Genomic DNA, 17,629 nt, shown 5'->3' on the forward strand with positions numbered 1-17,629 from the left:
TTGCCGCCGTTGTCTACCTCGCGTCCTCCAGAATCATGTCGGAAGCCTTTTCCGCGATCATGATGGTCGGCGCGTTGGTATTGCCCGACATCAGGTCCGGCATGATGGACGCATCGACCACACGCAAGCCGTCGATACCGCGCACACGCAGCCGCTGGTCGACGACGGCAAGCGGATCGTTGCCCATCCGGCAGGTCGAGGTCGGGTGATAGACGGTGCTGCCGGTACGTCGGCAGAAATCCAGCAGTTCATCGTCGCTCTGCGCCTTCGGACCGGGATCGATCTCCGCGACCGCGTAAGCCTTCAGCGCCGGTGCTGCGAGAATTCTGCGCAGGATGCGGATGCCATCGATGAAGGCACGGCGATCGGTCTCGGTCGCGAGATAATTGATGCGGATTTCCGGCGGCTCGGACGGATCGGCGCTTCTGATGCGCAGTGAGCCGCGGCTCTCGGGACGTAACTGGCAGACCGATGCCGTGAAGCCGGAAAGCGAGTGCAGCTTCTCGCCCATCTTGTCGGTCGAGAACGGCAGGAAGTGAATCTGGATGTCGGGCGAGGCCAGCCGCGGGCTGGTCTTGAAGAATGCACCCGAGGTGCCGGCAGCGATCGTCAGCGGTCCCTTGCGCAAGGCGGCATATTGAATGCCCGCCATCACCCGGCGAACCGGATTGTTGACCACATCATTCAGCGTCACTTTTTGCGCGCAGCGCGTGATCAGTCGGACCTGCATGTGGTCCTGCAGATCATTGCCGACGCCGGGAGCGTCGAGCACGATTTCGATGCCGTGCTGCTTCAGAAGATCCGCCGGTCCGACGCCCGAGAGCTGCAGCAGTTGCGGCGAATTATATGCGCCGCTGGAGACAAGAATCTCCTTGCGCGCCCGTGCGGTGCGCACGCGGCCGTCCTGCTTGTATTCGACCGCCTTGGCCCGACGACTTTCGAACAGGATGCGCTGCGCCAGCGCGGAAGTCTCTATATGCAGGTTAGGCCGTTTCCTGGCGGGCCGCAGGTAGGAGAACGCCGTGCTGGCGCGGCGGCCGCGCCTGGTCGTGGTCTGGAAAAATCCCGCGCCTTCCTGGGTAGCGCCATTGAAATCGGGATTGGTCGGAATACCGACCTCGGCGGCGGCGACCACAAAGGCTTCCGACAAGGGGTCGTGATGCCGCCAGTCGGATACCGGCAGTGGACCGCCGGTGCCGTGATATTTGTCGGCGCCGCGCTGCTGGTTCTCGGCCTTCTTGAAATAGGGCAGCACGTCGTCATAGCCCCAGCCGGCATTGCCGCGCTGGCGCCAGCGGTCGTAGTCCTCATGCTGGCCGCGCACATAGAGCAGACCGTTGATCGAGCTGGAGCCGCCGAGCACCTTGCCGCGAGGTTGGAATACCTGCCTGCCATTCAAACCGGGTTCCGGCTCGGTCTGGTACATCCAGTTGACTGACTTTTCCTTGAACAGCCTTCCGTAGCCGAGCGGCACGTGGATCCAGAGATTGGTATCCTTCGGTCCGGCCTCCAGCAGGAGGACGGAGTGCTTGCCGTCGGCGCTCAAGCGATTGGCGAGCACGCATCCGGCCGAGCCGGCGCCGACGATCACATAGTCGAATTCGGAAGCTTCATTGTTCTTGTTCATTCGTTTCCCCCGCACGCAACCCAAAACAGGTAGCGGGACCGCCACCGGCGGTCAATTGCCTCGCGCTCGCGGGCGGGGAGAAAGCGGTTACGCCGGCTAGCTCGCGAGTTTCAGGAAGTCCGGCGGCCGGCGCTCGGCGAACGCGACGAAAGCCTCGCGCGCCTCGGCGGTCGTCAGGCGTTCCGCGAACTGCTCGCTCTCCGCCATGATCTGCGCCAGCAGCAGTTCGGGGTTGCGCATTAGGCGCTTGGTGATGCTGATGGCACCCGCTGGCTGTCTCGCCAGACGCGAGGCGAGAGCCTTTGCCTCTGCGTCGAGCTTATCCAGCGGCACCACGCGGTTGGCGAGCCCCCAAGCGAAGGCGGATTTGGCGTCCACGGCCTCGCCCAGTGCGAACATTTCATAGGCGCGCGCATAGCCGATGCGGAGCGGCATCAGCAGGCTGGAAGCAGCTTCCGGCACCAAAGCGAGATTGACGAACGGCGTCGACAGCAGCGCGTTCTCGGCCAGCAAGACCAGATCGCAATGAAGCAGCATCGTGGTGCCAATGCCGACAGCGCGTCCCTGTACGGCGGCGACCAGCGGACGGCTGGATTTCGCGAGGGCCTGCACGAAACGGCTGACATGCCGCTCGCCCTGAAATGCGCCCGTCGCCATGGCCGCGAATTCGCCGACGTCGTTGCCGGCGGTGAACATGTCGCCCTCGCCCCTGATCAGCAGCACACGCACGGATGGATCAGTCTCGGCCGCTTCCATCGTATCGGCTAGCACGCCGTACATCGCGTTGGTCAGCGCATTCTTCTTGTCGGGCCGCGCCATCGTCAGGCTTAGGATCCCGTCGCTCTTCTCGATCTTGATATGCTCGGTCATTCGTCTTCTCCTTTGGGAAATTTGCCCTGCAGGCTGGCGAGCCAGCGCGCGACGACATCGATCTCGGCTTCAGTAAATCCGTCCGTGAGGCGCGCATTGATCTCGGCAAGCCCGGCCTTCGACTGCGCCAGCGCGGCGCGCCCGGCCGGCGTCAGCCATAGCCGCCACGCGCGACCGTCATCCGGATCGGCGCGCCGTTTGATCAGGTTCGCTGCCGTCATCCGGTCCACCAGTCCGCTGATCCCGGGCGGGCCGAGATCGAGCGCCGCGCCTGCCTCGCCCATCAGCACGCCATCGCGCTGACCAAGAACGAACAGCAATCCCGACTGCGCCGCTGTAACCCCGTTTCTCTGCGTCTGCGCTGCAATCCAGCGCTGCAGCCGCCGCTGCGCCACGTTGAGCAGGAACACCAGGCGATGTTCGCGGCGCGGGCTCATATCGGCAAAGTCGATTTATTTCGCATGCGAACTATCTATCCAGATGCCGGAGGCTTGTCACGCGGGAAATCACGTCAACCAAGGCATCCTGAAATCCGCATTGGAACAAAGCCTTATCAAAAAAATCGATTTTCGATTGACGGCTTCACCGTCTCTCGCCACTCTGCGCCGCCATGAGCAGTATTGGGTTGAGTTTTAGTGACCGCACCGAAGAACGGCCTCGAAGCCTGACGTCCGCCGTTCAGGAGCGGCTGCGCGCCGACATTCTCTCAACCCGGCTATTGCCCGGCCAAAAGCTGCATATTGCCGGGCTCGCCAAGCAGTTTTCCGTCAGCCTTGCCGCGGTGCGCGAAGCGCTGTCGCGTCTGGTTGCGGACGGATTGGTGCAGGCCTCCGATCAGCGCGGCTTTCGCGTCAGTCCGGTATCATCAGCCGATCTCCGCGACGTGACGCAAACCCGCGTCGACATCGAGGGACTGGCGCTGCGCCGTTCGATCGAGCGCGGCGACGCGGCCTGGCTTGCCTCAGTCGAGAAATCGTTCGCGGCGCTTTGCGCCGTGCCCTACACCTATCCTGACGATCCGACGCATCATTACGAGGAATGGGTGGTGCGGCATCGCGTCTTCCATCGCACACTGGTAAATGCGTGCGGGTCGCAATGGCTGCTCGGCTTCCGCGACGTGCTGCATGAACAGAGCGAGCGCTATCGGCGGCTCTCGATCCGGCGGAACAACGAAAAAACCCGTGATGTCGAAGCTGAACACGCCGCCATCGTGCATGCCACGCTCAAGCGCAATGCCGATGCGGCGGTCGCCGCGCTCTCGAAGCATTTCATGACGACCATGCATCTCGTCGAACTCGCCACACCAAAGGCTGCCGGAGGTCGCGACGTCCTCTGATCGTTCGAAGCCCTAACCAATCAAGAAAAGCAAAGGGAAACGTCACAATGAAAATCACGCGACGCCACATTCTGGCAACGATCACGCTGGCGACCACGCTCGGCGCAACTTCCATGGCGCAGGCCGCCGACAAGGTCCGCATCGGCCTTCCCACCAAGACCTATTGGCCGACCACGATCGCGGAAACCGCAGTGCGGCAGAAGCTGTTTGAGAAGGAAGGCATCGCGGCCGAACTGACGATCTATCGCGGCGGCGCCGAGACGTTCGAGGCGATGGCGGCGGGCGCCGCCGACGTCATTCTCGATGCCACCTCGCTGGTGTCGGCCGGACGCAAGAAGGGCGTGAACTCGAAGGTGCTCGCGAATGCCGCCATGGGCTATTACGGCTGGCAATTGATGACGCTTTCGAAATCGACGCTCGGCGTCAAGGATCTGAACGGCAAGAAGGTCGCCATCACCTCCGCAGGCTCCGGCTCCGATTTGCTGGCGCTGTGGACGCAGCAGGACAAGAAGATCGAATTCACCCGAGTTCCCGTCGGCGGTGGCGGCCTGGTGCCGAACCTGCTGGCCGGGAATGTCGACGCGGCGGTGGTCTATTCGCCGCTGAGCTTCCAGATCTCGAAATCGGGCGAAGCACGCACCATCCTCGACTTCTCCAAGGAAGTGCCGCCGAACCTCGCGGCCGGCTGGATCGCGCTCGACAAATACGTGCAGGAAAAGCCGCAGCTCGTGCAGAAGACGCTGAACGCGCTCTATGGCGCGCTGATGTACATGCGCGCGAACAAGGACGCCTCTGTCAAGCTAATCACCGAGCTCTATGAAATTCCGGCCGAGATCGCGGCGCTGGAGTATGAGACGATCATGAAGCTGGAGACCGACGGCAGCATGGACGGGCCGAAGATTGCGGAGCAGCTTCAGCTCGCGCTCGATATGGCCAAGGCCGGCGGCATGAAGGATCTGGTGCCTGCGGCGGAGATCATCTCGACGCAGTTCAAGCCGGTTCCAACCAAGTTCTAAAGGCTGGCGCGATGCAAAGCGGGCTCGGCGTAAAGGCGGCTCGGGTCGCCATCGTGGTGGCGCTGTTTGCGATATGGGAAATCCTGTCGCAGACCGGCATCGTCAACCCGCGCCTGCTTCCTTCCGCCTCCGACACGCTTGTGACGCTCGGTGACCTCCTGCAGCGGGCGAGCGTGCGCAAGGATCTAGCGGTCACAGCAACTGAGGTGGTGACCGCGTTTGCGCTCGCCGTTCCCGTCGGCGCGATGATCGGCTTTCTCATTGCTGAGAACCGCTACTTTGCCGACGTGGCAAAACCGCTGCTGTTCTTTGCCTTCAGCATTCCGAAATCGATCTTCCTGCCGATGTTCATCCTGGTGTTCGGCGTCGGCTTCTCGCAGAAGGTCGGCTTCGGCTTCTTCTCGACAATCTTTATCGTGATCATGTCAACGACTACCGCGGTGGAGTCGGTCAAGGTCGAGCATCTCACGATCGCCGCTCCTACGGCGCGACGCCGATGCAGACTGCGTTTCGCGTGTACTTGCCGAGCATGCTTCCCGTTCTGCTGGAGGCGCTGCGGATCTCGATGATTTTCAATCTCACCGGCGTAATTCTTGCCGAGATGTATGCCTCGCGCGACGGCATCGGTCATCAGATCGCGACCTGGGGCGAAAACTTCCAGATGAAGCAGTTGCTCGCCGGCGTGGTGATGATCGCCGTGATCGCGATTGCCTTCAACGAGCTGGTCAGATGGGTGGAAACACGATGCAGCCATTGGCGAACATAACCCCGCTGAAGCCGGCCGGCGCGATCGAAGTCCGCAATGTCGGCCAGATCTTCAAGACCACGACGCAAGACGTCGTTGCTCTGGAGAACGTCTCGCTGGACGTTAAACCCGGCCGTTTCGTCGTGCTGGTTGGCCCGAGCGGTTGCGGCAAGTCGACCCTCCTGATGATGATGGCCGGTCTGCGCCAGCAGACTTCCGGCACCATCACCGTCAGCGGCGCGCCGATCCCGGAGCCCGATCCAAATCGCGTCGGCGTCGTGTTTCAGGAAGCGAGCCTGTTTCCCTGGCTGACGGCTGAAGAGAACGTCGAATTTCCGCTGGCGCTCCGCGGCGTCGCGAAAGGCGATCGCCGCGGCCGGGCGCAGGACGCGCTGAAACTCGTTGGCCTCGACGGCTTCGGCAAGCGTCATCCGCACGAATTGTCCGGGGGTATGAAGCAGCGCGTCTCGATCGCGCGTGGTCTGGTGCAGGACCCGCCGGTTCTGCTGATGGACGAGCCGTTCGCGGCGCTGGACGAACAGACCCGCATGACCATGGGCGACGAACTGCTGCGGATCTGGGCCGCCACGGGCAAGACAGTGGTGTTCGTCACCCACAGCCTGACGGAAGCGGTCTATCTTGCCGACGAGGTGATCGTGATGTCGCCGCGGCCCGGCCGCATCGTCGACCATTTGCAGGTCTCGCTGCCCCGTCCGCGCACTTATGAGATGCTGAGCGGCGACACGTTCGGAAGCCTGCGCGACCGCATCTGGCGCCACATTCGCAAATCGGCGTGAGGCTAACATGAGCGCAGCAGCCCTTCGCAGATTGATCGTGATCAGCCTCATCGCCCTGTGGGAGATCCTGCCGCGCGCCGGCTTCATTCCCGAATTGTTCCTGCCATCGCTGTCGTCGACGCTCGCCGCCGGCTGGAACGAGGCCGGCGAGTACGGTCATGCCCTTGCCGTGACGCTCTACGAGATCGCGATCTCGATGGCGTTCGCCTGCGGCGGCGGCATCCTGCTGGGCGCTATCGTCGGCAGCCTGCCGCGGCCGCGCATCCTGATCATGCCGATGGTATCGAGCCTCTATGCGGTGCCGCTGGTCATCCTCTATCCGGTATTCACCGTCTGGCTCGGTATCGGCTCTGAATCCAAGATCGCGTTCGCCTCGATCTATGGCTTCCTGCCGACGATGCTGGCGACCGCCGCCGGGATCCAGACCATCGATCCGCAACTGTTGCTCGCCGCCCGCAGCATGGGCGCGACGCTGAGCCAGCGGCTGGTGCGCGTCATCATCCCGGCCGCGATCCCGACCGTGTTGTCCGGACTGCGCGTCGGCGGCGCGCTTGTCATCGTCGGCGTAGTCGTCTCGGAGATGCTGATTTCGTCCGCCGGGATTGGCTATCTGATTTCGCGCTACCGCACTATTCTGGATAGCCCGCATGTGTTCGCCGGCGTGCTCCTGGTACTGGCGATGGCGGTCGCCTTCAACGCCGCAATCAAGTGGATCGAGCGCAAGGCCGCGATCTGGCAGACCGGCACCCGCGCCGGTCAACGCGCGGCGGAAGAAATCGCGCCCACGGCGCTGCAGCCAGCGACCTGACGGAGTGACGGCGTTGTTCGACCTGACGCTGACATTCGACAATGGTCCCGAGCCGGGCGTGACGCCGCGCGTGCTCGATATCTTGCGCGAACGCGGTATCAAAACGACTTTCTTCGTGATCGGCGAAAAACTTGGCGACGCCGAACGCCGCCGACTTGCCGCGCGGGCGCACGACGAAGGCCACTGGATCGGCAATCACACCTTTACGCACACGGTGCCGCTCGGCCAGCAACGCGACCCGGACGCTGCCCAGAATGAGATCGGGCGCACGCAGGCCGCGATCGGTGAGCTCGCGCACGCCAAGCGCTGGTTCCGGCCGTTCGGCGGCGGCGGCAATCTCGACGAGCGGCTGTTGAAGCCGTCCGTGGTCGACTATCTCACCCGTAACAAGCATAGCTGTGTGCTCTGGAACGCGATTCCGCGCGACTGGGACGATCCTGACGGCTGGGCCGAGCGAGCCCTCGAGCAGTGCCGGTCGCAGCCATGGAGCCTGATGGTTCTGCACGACCTTCCGAGCGGCGCGATGGACCATCTCGAACGGTTTGTCGATTCCGCCGAGAAAGCAGGCGCGCGCTTTCGTCAGGATTTTCCGGCCGAATGCGTCCCGATCCGCTGCGGTGAAATCGTGCGTCCCATCGAATCCTATGTTTCCTCCATCGAAGAAAGTACCAGACAATGAAGATTGCGAGTTTCAAGGCAGGTCAGACGGCAACCTACGGCCTGGTGACCAATGCCGGCATCGTCGACGCCGGCAAGCGACTGAAGCAGTGGCCGACGCTGAAGACGTTGCTGGCGAACGGATCGCTCGACGCCCTGAAAGTGCTGCAAGGCGAACGTCCCGACTATGCGCTGGCCGAAATCGAGTTACTGCCGACCGTCCCCGACCCGGACAAGATCTTCTGCATCGGCGTCAACTACGCCACGCATCTCGCCGAAAGCGGCCACCCCACCCCGCCGCATCCGATGATCTTCACTCGCTTCGCCAACAGCCAGGTCGGCGGCAACCAGCCGATGATCCGGCCGCTGGAGTCCGAGCGGTTCGACTATGAGGGCGAGATGGCGGTCATCATCGGCAAGGCCGGCCGCCGCATCGCGCGCGAGGCGGCGCTCGCGCACGTCGCCGGCTATGCCTGCTATAATGACGGCAGCATCCGCGACTGGCAGCGCCACACCTCGCAATTCGCGCCAGGCAAGAACTTTGTCGGCACCGGCGCCTTCGGCCCGTGGATGGTCACGACCGACGAAATCCCTGATATCAGCAAGCAGACGATCGCGACCCGCCTCAACGGAGTCGAGGTGCAGGCGGCGCCGATCTCGGACCTCGTCTTCGACGTCCCTGCCTTGATCGCCTATTGCTCGACATTCACCGAACTCGTCCCCGGCGACGTCATCGTCACCGGCACCACGGGTGGTGTCGGCGCCTTCCGCACGCCGCCGCTGTGGATGAAGGATGGCGATGTGGTCGAGGTCGAAATTTCCGGCATCGGCGTGCTGCGCAATCCGGTCAAGGACGAGGTTGCGGCGACGGCGACGCGCGCGGCCTGATATTCTTTTTTGACGCGTTTTCTTCACGCGAACCGGTACCCACTTCGCTCGAAAACGCTATCGAAAACGCAATAACAAGAGCACGGAGACGATCATGAACCTGCCGAAGCATCTGCTGCCGACCACCGTTGTCGGCAGCTATCCGCAGCCGGAATGGCTGGTCGATCGTGCGATGCTGTCGAAGGTGGTGCCGCGCACGCGCATGCATGCGATGTGGCGGTTGCCGGCCGAACATCTTGAAGAGGCGCAGGATGACGCCACCATCGTTGCGATCCGGGATATGGAGCGGGCCGGCATCGACATAGTGACTGACGGTGAAATCCGCCGTGAAAGCTATTCCAACCGCTTTGCCACCGCACTGGAAGGCGTCGATGACGAAAACCCGGCGATGATCACCTCGCGCAGCGGGCACCAGACGCCGGTCCCCCGCGTCGTCGGTCCGGTGAAACGCCGCGGCCCGGTCGAGCTACATGACATGGAATTTCTGCGCCAAAACACCGATCGCGCGGCCAAGATCACCCTGCCTGGCCCATTCACGATGAGCCAACAGGCGAAGAACGAGTTCTACAAGGACGACGAGGAGTTGGCGATGGCGTTTGCCGAAGCCGTCAACGCCGAGGCGCTGGATCTGCAGAGGGCCGGCGCCGACGTGATCCAGCTCGACGAGCCCTGGGTGCGTAACAATCCTGATTTGGCCCGGCGCTATGCCGTGAAGGCGATTAACCGCGCGCTGGAAGGCATCAGCGTGCCGACCGTGGTGCATCTGTGCTTCGGCTATGCCGCGGTCGTGCCCGGCTCGACCAAGCCGGCCGGCTATTCCTTCCTCGCCGAACTCGCCGACACCAGGGCCGAGCAGATCTCGATCGAGGCGGCGCAGCCGAAGCTCGATCTCGGCGTGCTCAAGGATCTGTCGTCGAAGAAGATCATGCTCGGCGTGCTCGACCTCGGCAATCCTGAGATCGAACCGGCGGAGGTCGTGGCGGAGCGCATTCGCAACGGGCTGAAGCACGTCGCCGCGGACCGTCTTGTCGTCGCGCCTGACTGCGGCATGAAATACATGCCACGCCATATCGCGTTCGGAAAGCTTAAGGCGATGTGCGAAGCGGCGGCGATCGTTCGCAAGGAGATTAGCTAAGCGGCTCGCCCCGCAGCCATGCCGCGCCCCGCGCGTACAAGGCTTCGACTTCAGGCCCTTTCAGGCCCGGCATGTCGCGCTTCACCGTGTAACCGATGCGGGTTTGCAAATATGCGAGGTGGCGGTAACCCGGCGGAAACTGCTCGAGCAGGGCTTTGTCGAGGACGGGCATCGCGCCGGGCGTGACGGGGTCCATGCGGTCCTTCTCATAGATCGGCTGGCGCAGCACGATGCCCCAGCGTCCGTCGCACTTTTCCAGAAAATCGTAGAACCGGCCGGTGCAGAGCACGTCGCACAGCACGCCTTCGACCTCGGCACGCTGCGAGATCGTCATCTTGGTCTGCGAGATCGCGCGGTGGCCGGCGAGGTCGACCGAGATGCCGCCGAGAAAATGCAGGATGCTGACGCCCTTGGCCCAGGCCTTTTTGCTGATTTCGATGAACTCGTCGCCGGTGCCCTGCGTCCAGGTCGCCATCATGCGGCCGTCCGGATGCCAGACGGTGCGGAATCGCTCCCAGTCGCCGGCATCGCGCCAGATTGCCCAGTTCTGCAACAATTCGCGGATCAGGCGATCGTCTTCAATCTCGGCGTGGCTTGCGGGCATGCGAACGTTTCCTTCGGATGTACTTCTCGAGGCATACCGGCGTCCGGCTCTGCTGCCAAGACGAACCGAGCGGGAGGGGACCGCCGGCGCGATAGCTTCACAACAGCCTGGCGCGGACGAACAGCACCCGTAGTGCGTCGGTCGCCTGCACGGTCAGCATCGCGTTGCCGGCGGCGCGCTGCAGCGAGCTGACGGCATCGGCGTGCAGCGCACGGAATTCGATCCATTCGATCGTACTGAGACTGGTGATGAAGCGATAGGCCTGGCCAACGGTCGTGATCGATACCGACTTACCGTTCAGGTTGATCTGGAAAACCGCGCGCAGTGGCGTGTCGGAATCGGAAACGTCGCCCGCAATCGCGGTCATGACGCAGACGGTGAACGCCGCGACGCGGTGAGGCCTTCGCGCAGGCTCGGCACGACGACGAGACGTTTAACCTCGCCGTTCCGGTAGGCCTGCAAGAATCTGTCATAGTCTTTGATAGAGACGCAGCCGTTGGAATCGCCGTTTGGCCCGAGCAGGTAGCTGTGCACGAGCAGGCCCGTTCGGCCGTGCATCTCGTTGTCGCCCACCGGCGTCATGCGCAGCGCCGCGACACCGTGAAACAGCTTCTCGCGCGGTTTCAGATCATAGACGTTCGGCGGCGTCGCGCCGACCATGCGCCGGTCAACGTGGGCCGGATTGTCCATCAGGCTGCCTAGTCCCGAATGCGCCTCGAGTCGCGTGCCGTTGGGCAGGTACACCGTCCGGGCCGAAATATCGTAGACCGCGGTCTGGCTGTCATAGCCAAGCGCCCCCAGATCCGCGCGCTCGCCGAGTCCGTCGCCCGGCGTCAGCGAGGCCAGCGAGAACTTCATCGGCACGAGATCGGCGAGCTTCTCGAACATCGTGCGATTGTCGGACGAGACAGTCGGTGGCTCGCTCCGCATCGGCTGAAGATTGGCCAGCACCGGCCGGGACCTCGGCAGCGGAATTGCCGCTTCGACCGTCGGGGCGGGCGGCGTGGGCTGAACCTCGTCCTGCGCCTCACGCAATTGCCAGCCCAACTGGTTTTCGATGTGGCCGAATTCCGCATCGAAATCTGCACGCTGCGAACGGGCGGCGGAACGCCAGGGATAGCTGATGGCCAGCGAACGGCGCACCGAGCTTGGCCCGAACCGCTCATCGAATGAGGGTGCGCTGCTGGCGACATTAGCGGATGCGGGATTGATCCAACCGGCCAGATCGAAATCGGTCACCCAGGCAGCAAGCCCCAACGCCATGGCGAGCGCCGCCGTGCCGAACGCCGCCTCGCGGAGCAATCGGCTACCACGGCTCGAAGCAAGCCCGCCTGCGCTGGTCTTCGACCTACCCATCTATCCCCGGCTCGGCGCTTTGGAATCACGTCTGATTCCTAGGATTCGCCGAATAACCCCACCATAATGGAAACCAAAGTAAGGCATAATCGAGACGAGCGGAAGCGGCATCGTAAGAGGCTGAATCCGTGAGACTCCGGCCCAGTCATGCGGCTTTTCCGGCCGCGAAAGGGGGCTGTCAGGGCCGGAGAAGCGGATTGGTATTGGGCACCGGCGCCTGCTCCATCTCGGCATGTTCGGGCAATTTGTCGCCGTGCACGGCGAGCGCCGGCCCGATCCAGATCGGGTCGGCCAGATGGTCCCTCCGCGGATTGGTCGTATTCGGGTGGACCAGAACGCTCAACTTGCCGTGGTTGAGCATGAGCCAGGGCACCAGTTCGGCGAAGATCTCGCGGGCAAAAGCCACCTGGTACATGGCCTGATCATGCGGGCCAACCTTGACGTCGTGCCACCGTCCGAGCGTGACCGAGAAGCGCTCGCCAATCCAGGTACGCAACTGCTCGGCTTCGGCCTTTGTTGTCGCCGGATCATAGTAGATGTGGGCGTGATAGCTGGCGATTTCACGTAGGGGTCGCGGACCGGTCGTTTTCGGCTCATCCGTCATCTCAGGCGCTCCACGCCGATGCCTCTTGGACCGGCGGATGATCGCCGCAACGGGTGGAGCGGTCAATGCGTGCTAGCAGCCCGGGCGCCGCCTCTTCGACGATCTCTACCGCCAGCGTGACGGCCTGAAAAGGACCGGCGATCAGCCCGTTCGCTTTTTGCCACCCTCAAAGACGGTCATCCCGGCGGCGGGGTCGAGGTCCACTTCGGTTGCCTCTGTCAGGCGGGCCATCGTCATGTAGAAGCCGATCGCGAGGATAGACTCAACGATTTCCTGCTCGCTGAAATGCTTGCGCATGGCGGCAAAGACCGGTGCCGAAACGCGCACGTTCTCAATGACCTCGCGGCCGAACGCCAGTAGCGCCATTTCGGCTGCATTGAACGCGGCATCATCGTATCTGCTGTGTTCGATGCAATCGATCTGCCGCTGCGTGACGCCGACGCCGAGCGCGATCGGCACATGCTGCCGCCACTCATATTCGCCATGCTCCCACTGCGCGACCTGGAGGATCAGTAGTTCGCGATTGATGTGACTGAGCTTCTGGCGGTGCAGGATCGAATTGGCGAACCGCATCGCCGGAATGAAATTGGCCTCGGCATGCGCCATCATCCTGAAGATGTTCAGGACGACCGGCATCCTGTCAAAGGAAGCGCGGATGTCGCCGTTGGTTGTCGCCGGGTCGATCAGGGGAAGTCTTGCCATCCGGTTTTCCTTGCATTTGTTGTTTCGTGCCTGCGCGCTGGTTCTATCGCTGCTGATGGCACGCACCGCTCAGCGACCCCCGACTTGGCGGATCGGATCGGAGCCGTCCCAGCTGGCAGCGACCTTGCGGATGTGTTCGAAGAAGCTGCCCTTGCTGCCGCTGATGTCAGAAATCTCCACAACAGTGCCGGGATGAGCCTGTGTGTCGAAATAGGCAAAGCGGCCTTTCTCGCCACCGATCTGTCCCTCGTGGCCCACCTTGTAACCGAGCGACAGCGCGCGGTCATAGAGAGCCTGGTAGTCTCGCGTCCAGTACGACATGTGCTGCAAGCCTTCGCGGCCGGAATCGAGAAACTCCTTGTACATCGAGGGCGCATCGTTGCGCTGCTGGATCAGCTCGATCTGGAGATCCCCGGAATTGGCGAGCGCCACGCTCATCTCCATGGCGGAGTCGTGACCACGGTGGCGGAAGTAATCGGTCTTGACCCTGTCGATATAGTACCAGGGGCCAACGCCCATCACATTGACCCAATGATCCATGGCGGCGCGGATGTCGCGCACGACGTAGCCGTTCTGGCAGACTGCACCAAAGATACGACTCATCACGACCTCCCGTCCGCTTGCCGGCGGCAGATCTTTCCGCCTGTTGTTGTTCCTATCCCGCCGTTCAACCGATCGATCTGCCGCCATCGATCACGAGCTCGGCGCCGGTGACATAGCGGCTTTCATCGCTGGCGAGCCACAGGATTCCATTTCGCGATATGGAGTCTCTGAGTGAGGCCGACATCTCGAAAAACTGCTGGCGCTCGGCATCTACGCGGAGTTCATCGCGGTAGACCAGCAGCGCGACATCAATGCCCGCGACATCGACGCCTCGAAGAAAGTCGCAAGCGACGCGAAGATCGAGATGAAGTAGCAGTGAAACGCGTGTCCCGGATGCGGTGCGGCGCAGCACTTCGTGCCGCGCTGCGTCCGGGACACGACACTATCGACACCGAATGCTCAGTTCGTCTTTCCGAACAGCAGCGGCAACTGACGCGGGCCGCGAACGGTGCCCTCCGACCACGTCACCTTGCCGGCCGGATCGAGCCTGAAATCCGGAATCCGCTTCAGCCACTCCTCGATCGCAACAGTCATTTCCATGCGGGCGAGGTTGGAGCCGACGCAGCGGTGAATGCCGAGGCCGAATGCGGCGTGGCGGTTCTCCTTGCGGTCGATCACCACCTTGTCGGCGTCGGGGAACATCGCAGGATCACGGTTCGCGGCGGGGAAGGACAGCAGAACCATATTGCCGGGCTTGATCGGGCAGCCGCAGACGGTGGTTTCCTTCATCACCTCGCGCGCCATCGTCACCGGCGAATAGGCGCGCAGCAGTTCTTCAACGGCAAGCGGCATCAGTTCGGGCTCCTTGACCAGGCGCTCGCGGTCATCGGGCGTCTTCGCCAGATGCCACAGCGAGGAGCCGATCGCGCTCCACGTGGTGTCGATGCCGGCGATCAGCAACAGCCGCAGCGAACCCAGCACGTGTTCATCCGGCAGCGGATTCCCGTCCTTGTCCCTTGCCTTCATCAAGGTCGAGATCAGATCGTCGGTCGGATCTTTCCTGCGCTGCTCGAGATGAGCGGCGAAGTAGCCGGTCATCTCCCTCACCGCCTCCATCAGCGCATTTTCGTCCTTGATGCCGAGTTCGAGGATGCTGTGAATCCACTTGATGAAGAGATCGCCGTCTTTCTCGGGAATTCCGAGCATATGCGCGATCGCGCGCACCGGCACGTGCTTGGTGTAGCGTGCGGCGGCATCGCATTTGCCGTCGGCAATGAACTCGTCGATCAGCTCGTTGCAGATCGCGCGCACCCGCGGCTCGAGCTTCTTCATCGCGTCCGGCGTGAACGGCGGCAGCAGCAATTGCTTGGCCGGCTTGTGCTCGGGGGGATCGGACGTGATCGGCGGCGCCCGCGCCGTGATCTCCGGCCGCACATCGCGCACGATGACACGCCGGGATGAGAAGTGCTCGGTGTCGTAGGCGATTTCCTTCACCGCCTGGTAGGTGGTCGGCATGTAGCAGCCGAGAAAGCGCTCGGTGTGGACGACCGGGGAAGCTGCCCGCAATTTTTCCCAGATTGGAAACGGGTTCTCCGTCCATGCCGGATCGGTGTGGTCGAAATCGTTGATCCAGTCGGTGACCGGCGGATGTTCAGGCATGATGCTGGCGGAATCGGACATCGGAGCAATTCCTCTGCTGGGTTCGTTCAGATCTACGCGGGCTACATCGATCTCGGAGCGGACTATTCTTCGGTCACCTCGATGGCAATTTCCGGACAGTTACTCTGGGCGAGGTAAGCCTTGTCTTCCAGGCCTGCAGGCACGGTGCCGTCGCCGGCTTCGTGCGCATTGCCGTATTCGTCGAGATCGAATAGTTCGGGTGCCAATGATTTGCAGCGCGCGTGTCCCTGGCATTTGTCCTGGTCGACGCGGATCTTCAGCTTTCCAGCCATCGCAGCGTTTCCCTTTTTGTGGCGCGCATTATCCTGCACTGCCTTGCCTCGGACGCGGCGGATCAATCCCGCCGGCTGAGCGCGAAGTTATATCATATTACATTCGCGTTGCCGTTGTGCTGTCAAGGCAAAAGTTATAGATGGAACCAAATGCCGCCACGACCTGCACGCAAGGCGCTGAACGCCTATCACCATGGGGATCTCCGGGATGCCCTGGTTCAGGCCGCGCTGCACGAAGTCGAGCTCGGCGGACCCGAAGCGGTCAGCATCAGTGCGCTTGCCAAGAAGCTCGGGGTCTCTCAGCCGGCGCCCTACAAGCATTTTGCCGATCGCGAGACGCTGCTGACGGCTGTTACGGCTGAAGCCTTCCGCCAGTTCAGCGCCATGATGCGTGCGGCGATTGAAAAGCCGTCAAAGCAGTCGAAACTGTCGCGCTTCGCGCAGCTCACGCTCGATTTTGGCCTGCGCCGCAACGGCATCTATCGCCTGATGTTCGCGTCGAGAACCATGGCATGCGCACCGAAAGGCAGCGAGCTGCACAGCGCGGCCATGGAGACGTTCGAGCTGCTGGTGGAGGCGCTGGAGGCGCCGGCCGTCGGCCTGTTGCGCGAGCGCAGCGCCCTGAAGATCTGGGCCTCTCTGCATGGTGTCGTCATGCTCGCCGAACAAGGATTGCTCACCGGCCAGGTTGCCCATGTCAGCCGCGAGGAGCTGGTCGAAGACATCGTGCAGGAGACCAAGCTCGCGCTGTCGGTCGCCATCGAAGCGGCCGGCAAGGCCGGCTCGTGATAGCGAAGGCTCCACGAGAGGCTTCTTCCGCCGCCGACAATACAGACCATTAGTCGGCAAGTCGCACAGAACGTACCTCTGGCGACAACACGTCGTGAGACGCACCTCCTCGCTCCCCCCGCACCGCGCAAATGCGCCACACCTGCCACAGGATCGAACGCCCGTCGCGCACGGATGCTTGTATTCTCCATGGCCAAATGGTCATCTCGGCCGATCAAAGGCGGCATTGATTTGAGCACCGGTTTCACCAATTTCCCCGTATCTCGCCGTCTGCCATTCGGGCGGAAGTGGCTCGTCAGAAGCACGGTGCTCGGCGCGCTGTTCACATTGTGCCTATCCGGACTCGCCCTTGGAAACGACGAGACCGACGACGAGGAGGATGAGGCCCCAACCAAGCCGACCCTGCCCAATCTCTACCTCGACATGAGAATCATCTACTCGACGCTACCCGCCGGCTCGCTTTCGATCGGCTTCGCCGCGCCTCCATTACTATCAAGGCTGACGAACCTTTCCTCGCTGCGAACCCAGACCCTGCCGTCCAGCCAAAGCCTCTCGACCGACCTGCCGTTGACCGTCGATGTCAACGACCGGCTCTCGGTCTATGGCGGTGTCAGCGGAGCTACTTCGCAGGCGGGCACCGATCCCTGGACGACGTTCTCGATCTACGCTTTCACTGTCGGATTCCAGGCCGACATCTATCAGCAGAACGGCGGAACGTTTCCGACGATCACCGTTCAAGCGAACGCGACGCGATCGACTTCCGAAGCGCCGCTGGCTACGACCGCTTACAACACCATCCTCGAGGCGAGCTACGCGCTGGATGCGGATGAGACGCGCGGGCTGCTTGCTGGCGCGCAATACACCCGCGTCCTGGTCGATACGCCGCTCGCCCGCGTCAGCCCCGATATCATGGGCTATGTCGGCGGCTATTATCAGTGGGACAACAATTGGAAGTTCACCGGCCGCGTCGGCGTGCAGTCCTTCGGTGGCGCGCAGATTCTGAACCTGACGCCGTTTCCAGCGTTTACGCAGCCGATCCTGCGGCTCGACCTCGACCGGATGGACGACGACGACAATCGCCTGTTCGGTATCACCGCGCAGATCGCCTGGGCACCGAAGCCGTCCTATCAGCTCACGCTGCGAACGCCGCTTTACGCGATCAAGAACTAACAACGAAGCCGGAAAACACCGATCGATCGC

General features: G+C 62.6%; 23 protein-coding genes. 11 read left to right on the plus strand and 12 right to left on the minus strand.

Annotated features, from left to right (window positions below; translation table 11 throughout):
* Positions 1-13: 13 nt before the first annotated feature.
* From J6524_RS06655 to J6524_RS06665, 3 genes are all read right to left on the minus strand, one after another.
* Complete coding sequence (locus J6524_RS06655) at positions 14-1,627, minus strand: GMC family oxidoreductase (protein ID WP_225669574.1); 1,614 nt, start codon at positions 1,625-1,627, stop codon at positions 14-16.
* Between the two features lie 96 nt (positions 1,628-1,723).
* On the minus strand, positions 1,724-2,497 hold the full coding sequence (locus J6524_RS06660) for an enoyl-CoA hydratase (RefSeq protein ID WP_225669575.1): 774 nt from the start codon (positions 2,495-2,497) through the stop codon (positions 1,724-1,726).
* Complete coding sequence (locus J6524_RS06665) at positions 2,494-2,934, minus strand: MarR family winged helix-turn-helix transcriptional regulator (RefSeq protein ID WP_225669576.1); 441 nt, start codon at positions 2,932-2,934, stop codon at positions 2,494-2,496. Before J6524_RS06665 ends, J6524_RS06660 begins: the two co-directional genes overlap by 4 nt.
* Before the next feature lie 188 nt (positions 2,935-3,122).
* On the opposite strand from J6524_RS06665, the gene J6524_RS06670 reads away from it, so the two are divergent.
* The 9 genes from J6524_RS06670 (at position 3,123) to J6524_RS06710 (ending at position 9,879) form a co-directional block, all read left to right on the plus strand.
* The gene (locus J6524_RS06670) at positions 3,123-3,833 is read left to right on the plus strand and encodes a GntR family transcriptional regulator (RefSeq protein WP_225669577.1); all 711 of its coding nucleotides are present in this window, start codon (positions 3,123-3,125) and stop codon (positions 3,831-3,833) included.
* A gap of 47 nt (positions 3,834-3,880) precedes the next feature.
* Positions 3,881-4,849, plus strand: coding sequence for an ABC transporter substrate-binding protein (locus J6524_RS06675; protein ID WP_225669578.1), 969 nt, complete (start codon positions 3,881-3,883; stop codon positions 4,847-4,849).
* 11 nt (positions 4,850-4,860) lie between these two features.
* On the plus strand, positions 4,861-5,418 hold the full coding sequence (locus J6524_RS06680; protein ID WP_225669579.1) for an ABC transporter permease: 558 nt from the start codon (positions 4,861-4,863) through the stop codon (positions 5,416-5,418).
* Positions 5,379-5,615, plus strand: coding sequence for an ABC transporter permease subunit (locus J6524_RS06685; protein ID WP_249789324.1), 237 nt, complete (start codon positions 5,379-5,381; stop codon positions 5,613-5,615). Before J6524_RS06680 ends, J6524_RS06685 begins: the two co-directional genes overlap by 40 nt.
* A complete protein-coding gene (locus J6524_RS06690) occupies positions 5,594-6,391 on the plus strand; it encodes an ABC transporter ATP-binding protein (protein ID WP_225669581.1) in 798 nt (265 codons plus the stop codon). Before J6524_RS06685 ends, J6524_RS06690 begins: the two co-directional genes overlap by 22 nt.
* Before the next feature lie 7 nt (positions 6,392-6,398).
* Positions 6,399-7,199, plus strand: a complete 801-nt coding sequence (locus J6524_RS06695) for an ABC transporter permease (protein WP_225669582.1) — start codon at positions 6,399-6,401, stop codon at positions 7,197-7,199.
* Positions 7,200-7,212: 13 nt separating this feature from the next.
* Entirely contained in the window at positions 7,213-7,878 is a 666-nt protein-coding gene (locus J6524_RS06700; RefSeq protein WP_225669583.1) for a polysaccharide deacetylase family protein, read from the plus strand.
* Positions 7,875-8,744, plus strand: a complete 870-nt coding sequence (locus J6524_RS06705) for a fumarylacetoacetate hydrolase family protein (RefSeq protein WP_225669584.1) — start codon at positions 7,875-7,877, stop codon at positions 8,742-8,744. Before J6524_RS06700 ends, J6524_RS06705 begins: the two co-directional genes overlap by 4 nt.
* A gap of 94 nt (positions 8,745-8,838) precedes the next feature.
* Complete coding sequence (locus J6524_RS06710) at positions 8,839-9,879, plus strand: uroporphyrinogen decarboxylase family protein (protein WP_225669585.1); 1,041 nt, start codon at positions 8,839-8,841, stop codon at positions 9,877-9,879.
* Here J6524_RS06710 and J6524_RS06715 read toward each other — a convergent pair.
* From J6524_RS06715 to J6524_RS06755, 9 genes are all read right to left on the minus strand, one after another.
* Positions 9,872-10,483: a nuclear transport factor 2 family protein gene (locus J6524_RS06715; RefSeq protein ID WP_225669586.1), complete on the minus strand. Its 612-nt coding sequence runs from the start codon at positions 10,481-10,483 to the stop codon at positions 9,872-9,874. The genes J6524_RS06710 and J6524_RS06715 overlap by 8 nt on opposite strands.
* Before the next feature lie 97 nt (positions 10,484-10,580).
* Entirely contained in the window at positions 10,581-10,850 is a 270-nt protein-coding gene (locus J6524_RS06720; RefSeq protein WP_225669587.1) for a hypothetical protein, read from the minus strand.
* Positions 10,847-11,839 (minus strand): DUF2778 domain-containing protein, encoded by a 993-nt coding sequence (locus J6524_RS06725; RefSeq protein ID WP_225669588.1) that lies wholly within the window; start codon positions 11,837-11,839, stop codon positions 10,847-10,849. Before J6524_RS06725 ends, J6524_RS06720 begins: the two co-directional genes overlap by 4 nt.
* Before the next feature lie 178 nt (positions 11,840-12,017).
* Positions 12,018-12,443, minus strand: a complete 426-nt coding sequence (locus J6524_RS06730) for a DOPA 4,5-dioxygenase family protein (protein ID WP_225669589.1) — start codon at positions 12,441-12,443, stop codon at positions 12,018-12,020.
* Positions 12,444-12,584: 141 nt separating this feature from the next.
* Positions 12,585-13,145, minus strand: a complete 561-nt coding sequence (locus J6524_RS06735) for a carboxymuconolactone decarboxylase family protein (RefSeq protein WP_225669590.1) — start codon at positions 13,143-13,145, stop codon at positions 12,585-12,587.
* Positions 13,146-13,214: 69 nt separating this feature from the next.
* Positions 13,215-13,748, minus strand: a complete 534-nt coding sequence (locus J6524_RS06740) for a VOC family protein (protein ID WP_225669591.1) — start codon at positions 13,746-13,748, stop codon at positions 13,215-13,217.
* A gap of 64 nt (positions 13,749-13,812) precedes the next feature.
* On the minus strand, positions 13,813-14,100 hold the full coding sequence (locus J6524_RS06745) for a hypothetical protein (protein WP_225669592.1): 288 nt from the start codon (positions 14,098-14,100) through the stop codon (positions 13,813-13,815).
* Between the two features lie 47 nt (positions 14,101-14,147).
* The gene (locus tag J6524_RS06750) at positions 14,148-15,368 is read right to left on the minus strand and encodes a cytochrome P450 (RefSeq protein WP_225669593.1); all 1,221 of its coding nucleotides are present in this window, start codon (positions 15,366-15,368) and stop codon (positions 14,148-14,150) included.
* 62 nt (positions 15,369-15,430) lie between these two features.
* Positions 15,431-15,640 carry a ferredoxin gene (locus J6524_RS06755; protein ID WP_225669594.1) on the minus strand — a complete coding sequence of 70 codons (210 nt, stop codon included), beginning with the start codon at positions 15,638-15,640 and terminating at the stop codon, positions 15,431-15,433.
* A gap of 150 nt (positions 15,641-15,790) precedes the next feature.
* Here J6524_RS06755 and J6524_RS06760 point away from each other — a divergent pair, with 150 nt between their 5' ends.
* On the plus strand, positions 15,791-16,429 hold the full coding sequence (locus tag J6524_RS06760) for a TetR/AcrR family transcriptional regulator (RefSeq protein WP_225669595.1): 639 nt from the start codon (positions 15,791-15,793) through the stop codon (positions 16,427-16,429).
* A gap of 231 nt (positions 16,430-16,660) precedes the next feature.
* Positions 16,661-17,599, plus strand: coding sequence for a hypothetical protein (locus J6524_RS06765; RefSeq protein WP_225669596.1), 939 nt, complete (start codon positions 16,661-16,663; stop codon positions 17,597-17,599).
* Positions 17,600-17,629 lie beyond the last annotated feature (30 nt).

The sequence above is a fragment of the Bradyrhizobium hereditatis genome, assembly GCF_020329435.1.
GTDB classification, from domain to species: Bacteria; Pseudomonadota; Alphaproteobacteria; order Rhizobiales; family Xanthobacteraceae; genus Bradyrhizobium; species Bradyrhizobium hereditatis.

What these genes read in the sequence shown, in the direction of transcription:
- J6524_RS06655 (WP_225669574.1), bottom strand. Translation starts at nt 1,627, where the DNA reads ATGAACAAGAACAATGAAGCTTCCGAATTCGACTATGTGATCGTCGGC.
- J6524_RS06660 (WP_225669575.1), bottom strand. Translation starts at nt 2,497, where the DNA reads ATGACCGAGCATATCAAGATCGAGAAGAGCGACGGGATCCTAAGCCTG.
- J6524_RS06665 (WP_225669576.1), bottom strand. Translation starts at nt 2,934, where the DNA reads ATGAGCCCGCGCCGCGAACATCGCCTGGTGTTCCTGCTCAACGTGGCG.
- J6524_RS06675 (WP_225669578.1), top strand. Translation starts at nt 3,881, where the DNA reads ATGAAAATCACGCGACGCCACATTCTGGCAACGATCACGCTGGCGACC.
- J6524_RS06680 (WP_225669579.1), top strand. Translation starts at nt 4,861, where the DNA reads ATGCAAAGCGGGCTCGGCGTAAAGGCGGCTCGGGTCGCCATCGTGGTG.
- J6524_RS06685 (WP_249789324.1), top strand. Translation starts at nt 5,379, where the DNA reads ATGCTTCCCGTTCTGCTGGAGGCGCTGCGGATCTCGATGATTTTCAAT.
- J6524_RS06690 (WP_225669581.1), top strand. Translation starts at nt 5,594, where the DNA reads ATGCAGCCATTGGCGAACATAACCCCGCTGAAGCCGGCCGGCGCGATC.
- J6524_RS06695 (WP_225669582.1), top strand. Translation starts at nt 6,399, where the DNA reads ATGAGCGCAGCAGCCCTTCGCAGATTGATCGTGATCAGCCTCATCGCC.
- J6524_RS06705 (WP_225669584.1), top strand. Translation starts at nt 7,875, where the DNA reads ATGAAGATTGCGAGTTTCAAGGCAGGTCAGACGGCAACCTACGGCCTG.
- J6524_RS06710 (WP_225669585.1), top strand. Translation starts at nt 8,839, where the DNA reads ATGAACCTGCCGAAGCATCTGCTGCCGACCACCGTTGTCGGCAGCTAT.
- J6524_RS06715 (WP_225669586.1), bottom strand. Translation starts at nt 10,483, where the DNA reads ATGCCCGCAAGCCACGCCGAGATTGAAGACGATCGCCTGATCCGCGAA.
- J6524_RS06720 (WP_225669587.1), bottom strand. Translation starts at nt 10,850, where the DNA reads ATGACCGCGATTGCGGGCGACGTTTCCGATTCCGACACGCCACTGCGC.
- J6524_RS06725 (WP_225669588.1), bottom strand. Translation starts at nt 11,839, where the DNA reads ATGGGTAGGTCGAAGACCAGCGCAGGCGGGCTTGCTTCGAGCCGTGGT.
- J6524_RS06730 (WP_225669589.1), bottom strand. Translation starts at nt 12,443, where the DNA reads ATGACGGATGAGCCGAAAACGACCGGTCCGCGACCCCTACGTGAAATC.
- J6524_RS06735 (WP_225669590.1), bottom strand. Translation starts at nt 13,145, where the DNA reads ATGGCAAGACTTCCCCTGATCGACCCGGCGACAACCAACGGCGACATC.
- J6524_RS06740 (WP_225669591.1), bottom strand. Translation starts at nt 13,748, where the DNA reads ATGAGTCGTATCTTTGGTGCAGTCTGCCAGAACGGCTACGTCGTGCGC.
- J6524_RS06750 (WP_225669593.1), bottom strand. Translation starts at nt 15,368, where the DNA reads ATGTCCGATTCCGCCAGCATCATGCCTGAACATCCGCCGGTCACCGAC.
- J6524_RS06755 (WP_225669594.1), bottom strand. Translation starts at nt 15,640, where the DNA reads ATGGCTGGAAAGCTGAAGATCCGCGTCGACCAGGACAAATGCCAGGGA.
- J6524_RS06760 (WP_225669595.1), top strand. Translation starts at nt 15,791, where the DNA reads ATGCCGCCACGACCTGCACGCAAGGCGCTGAACGCCTATCACCATGGG.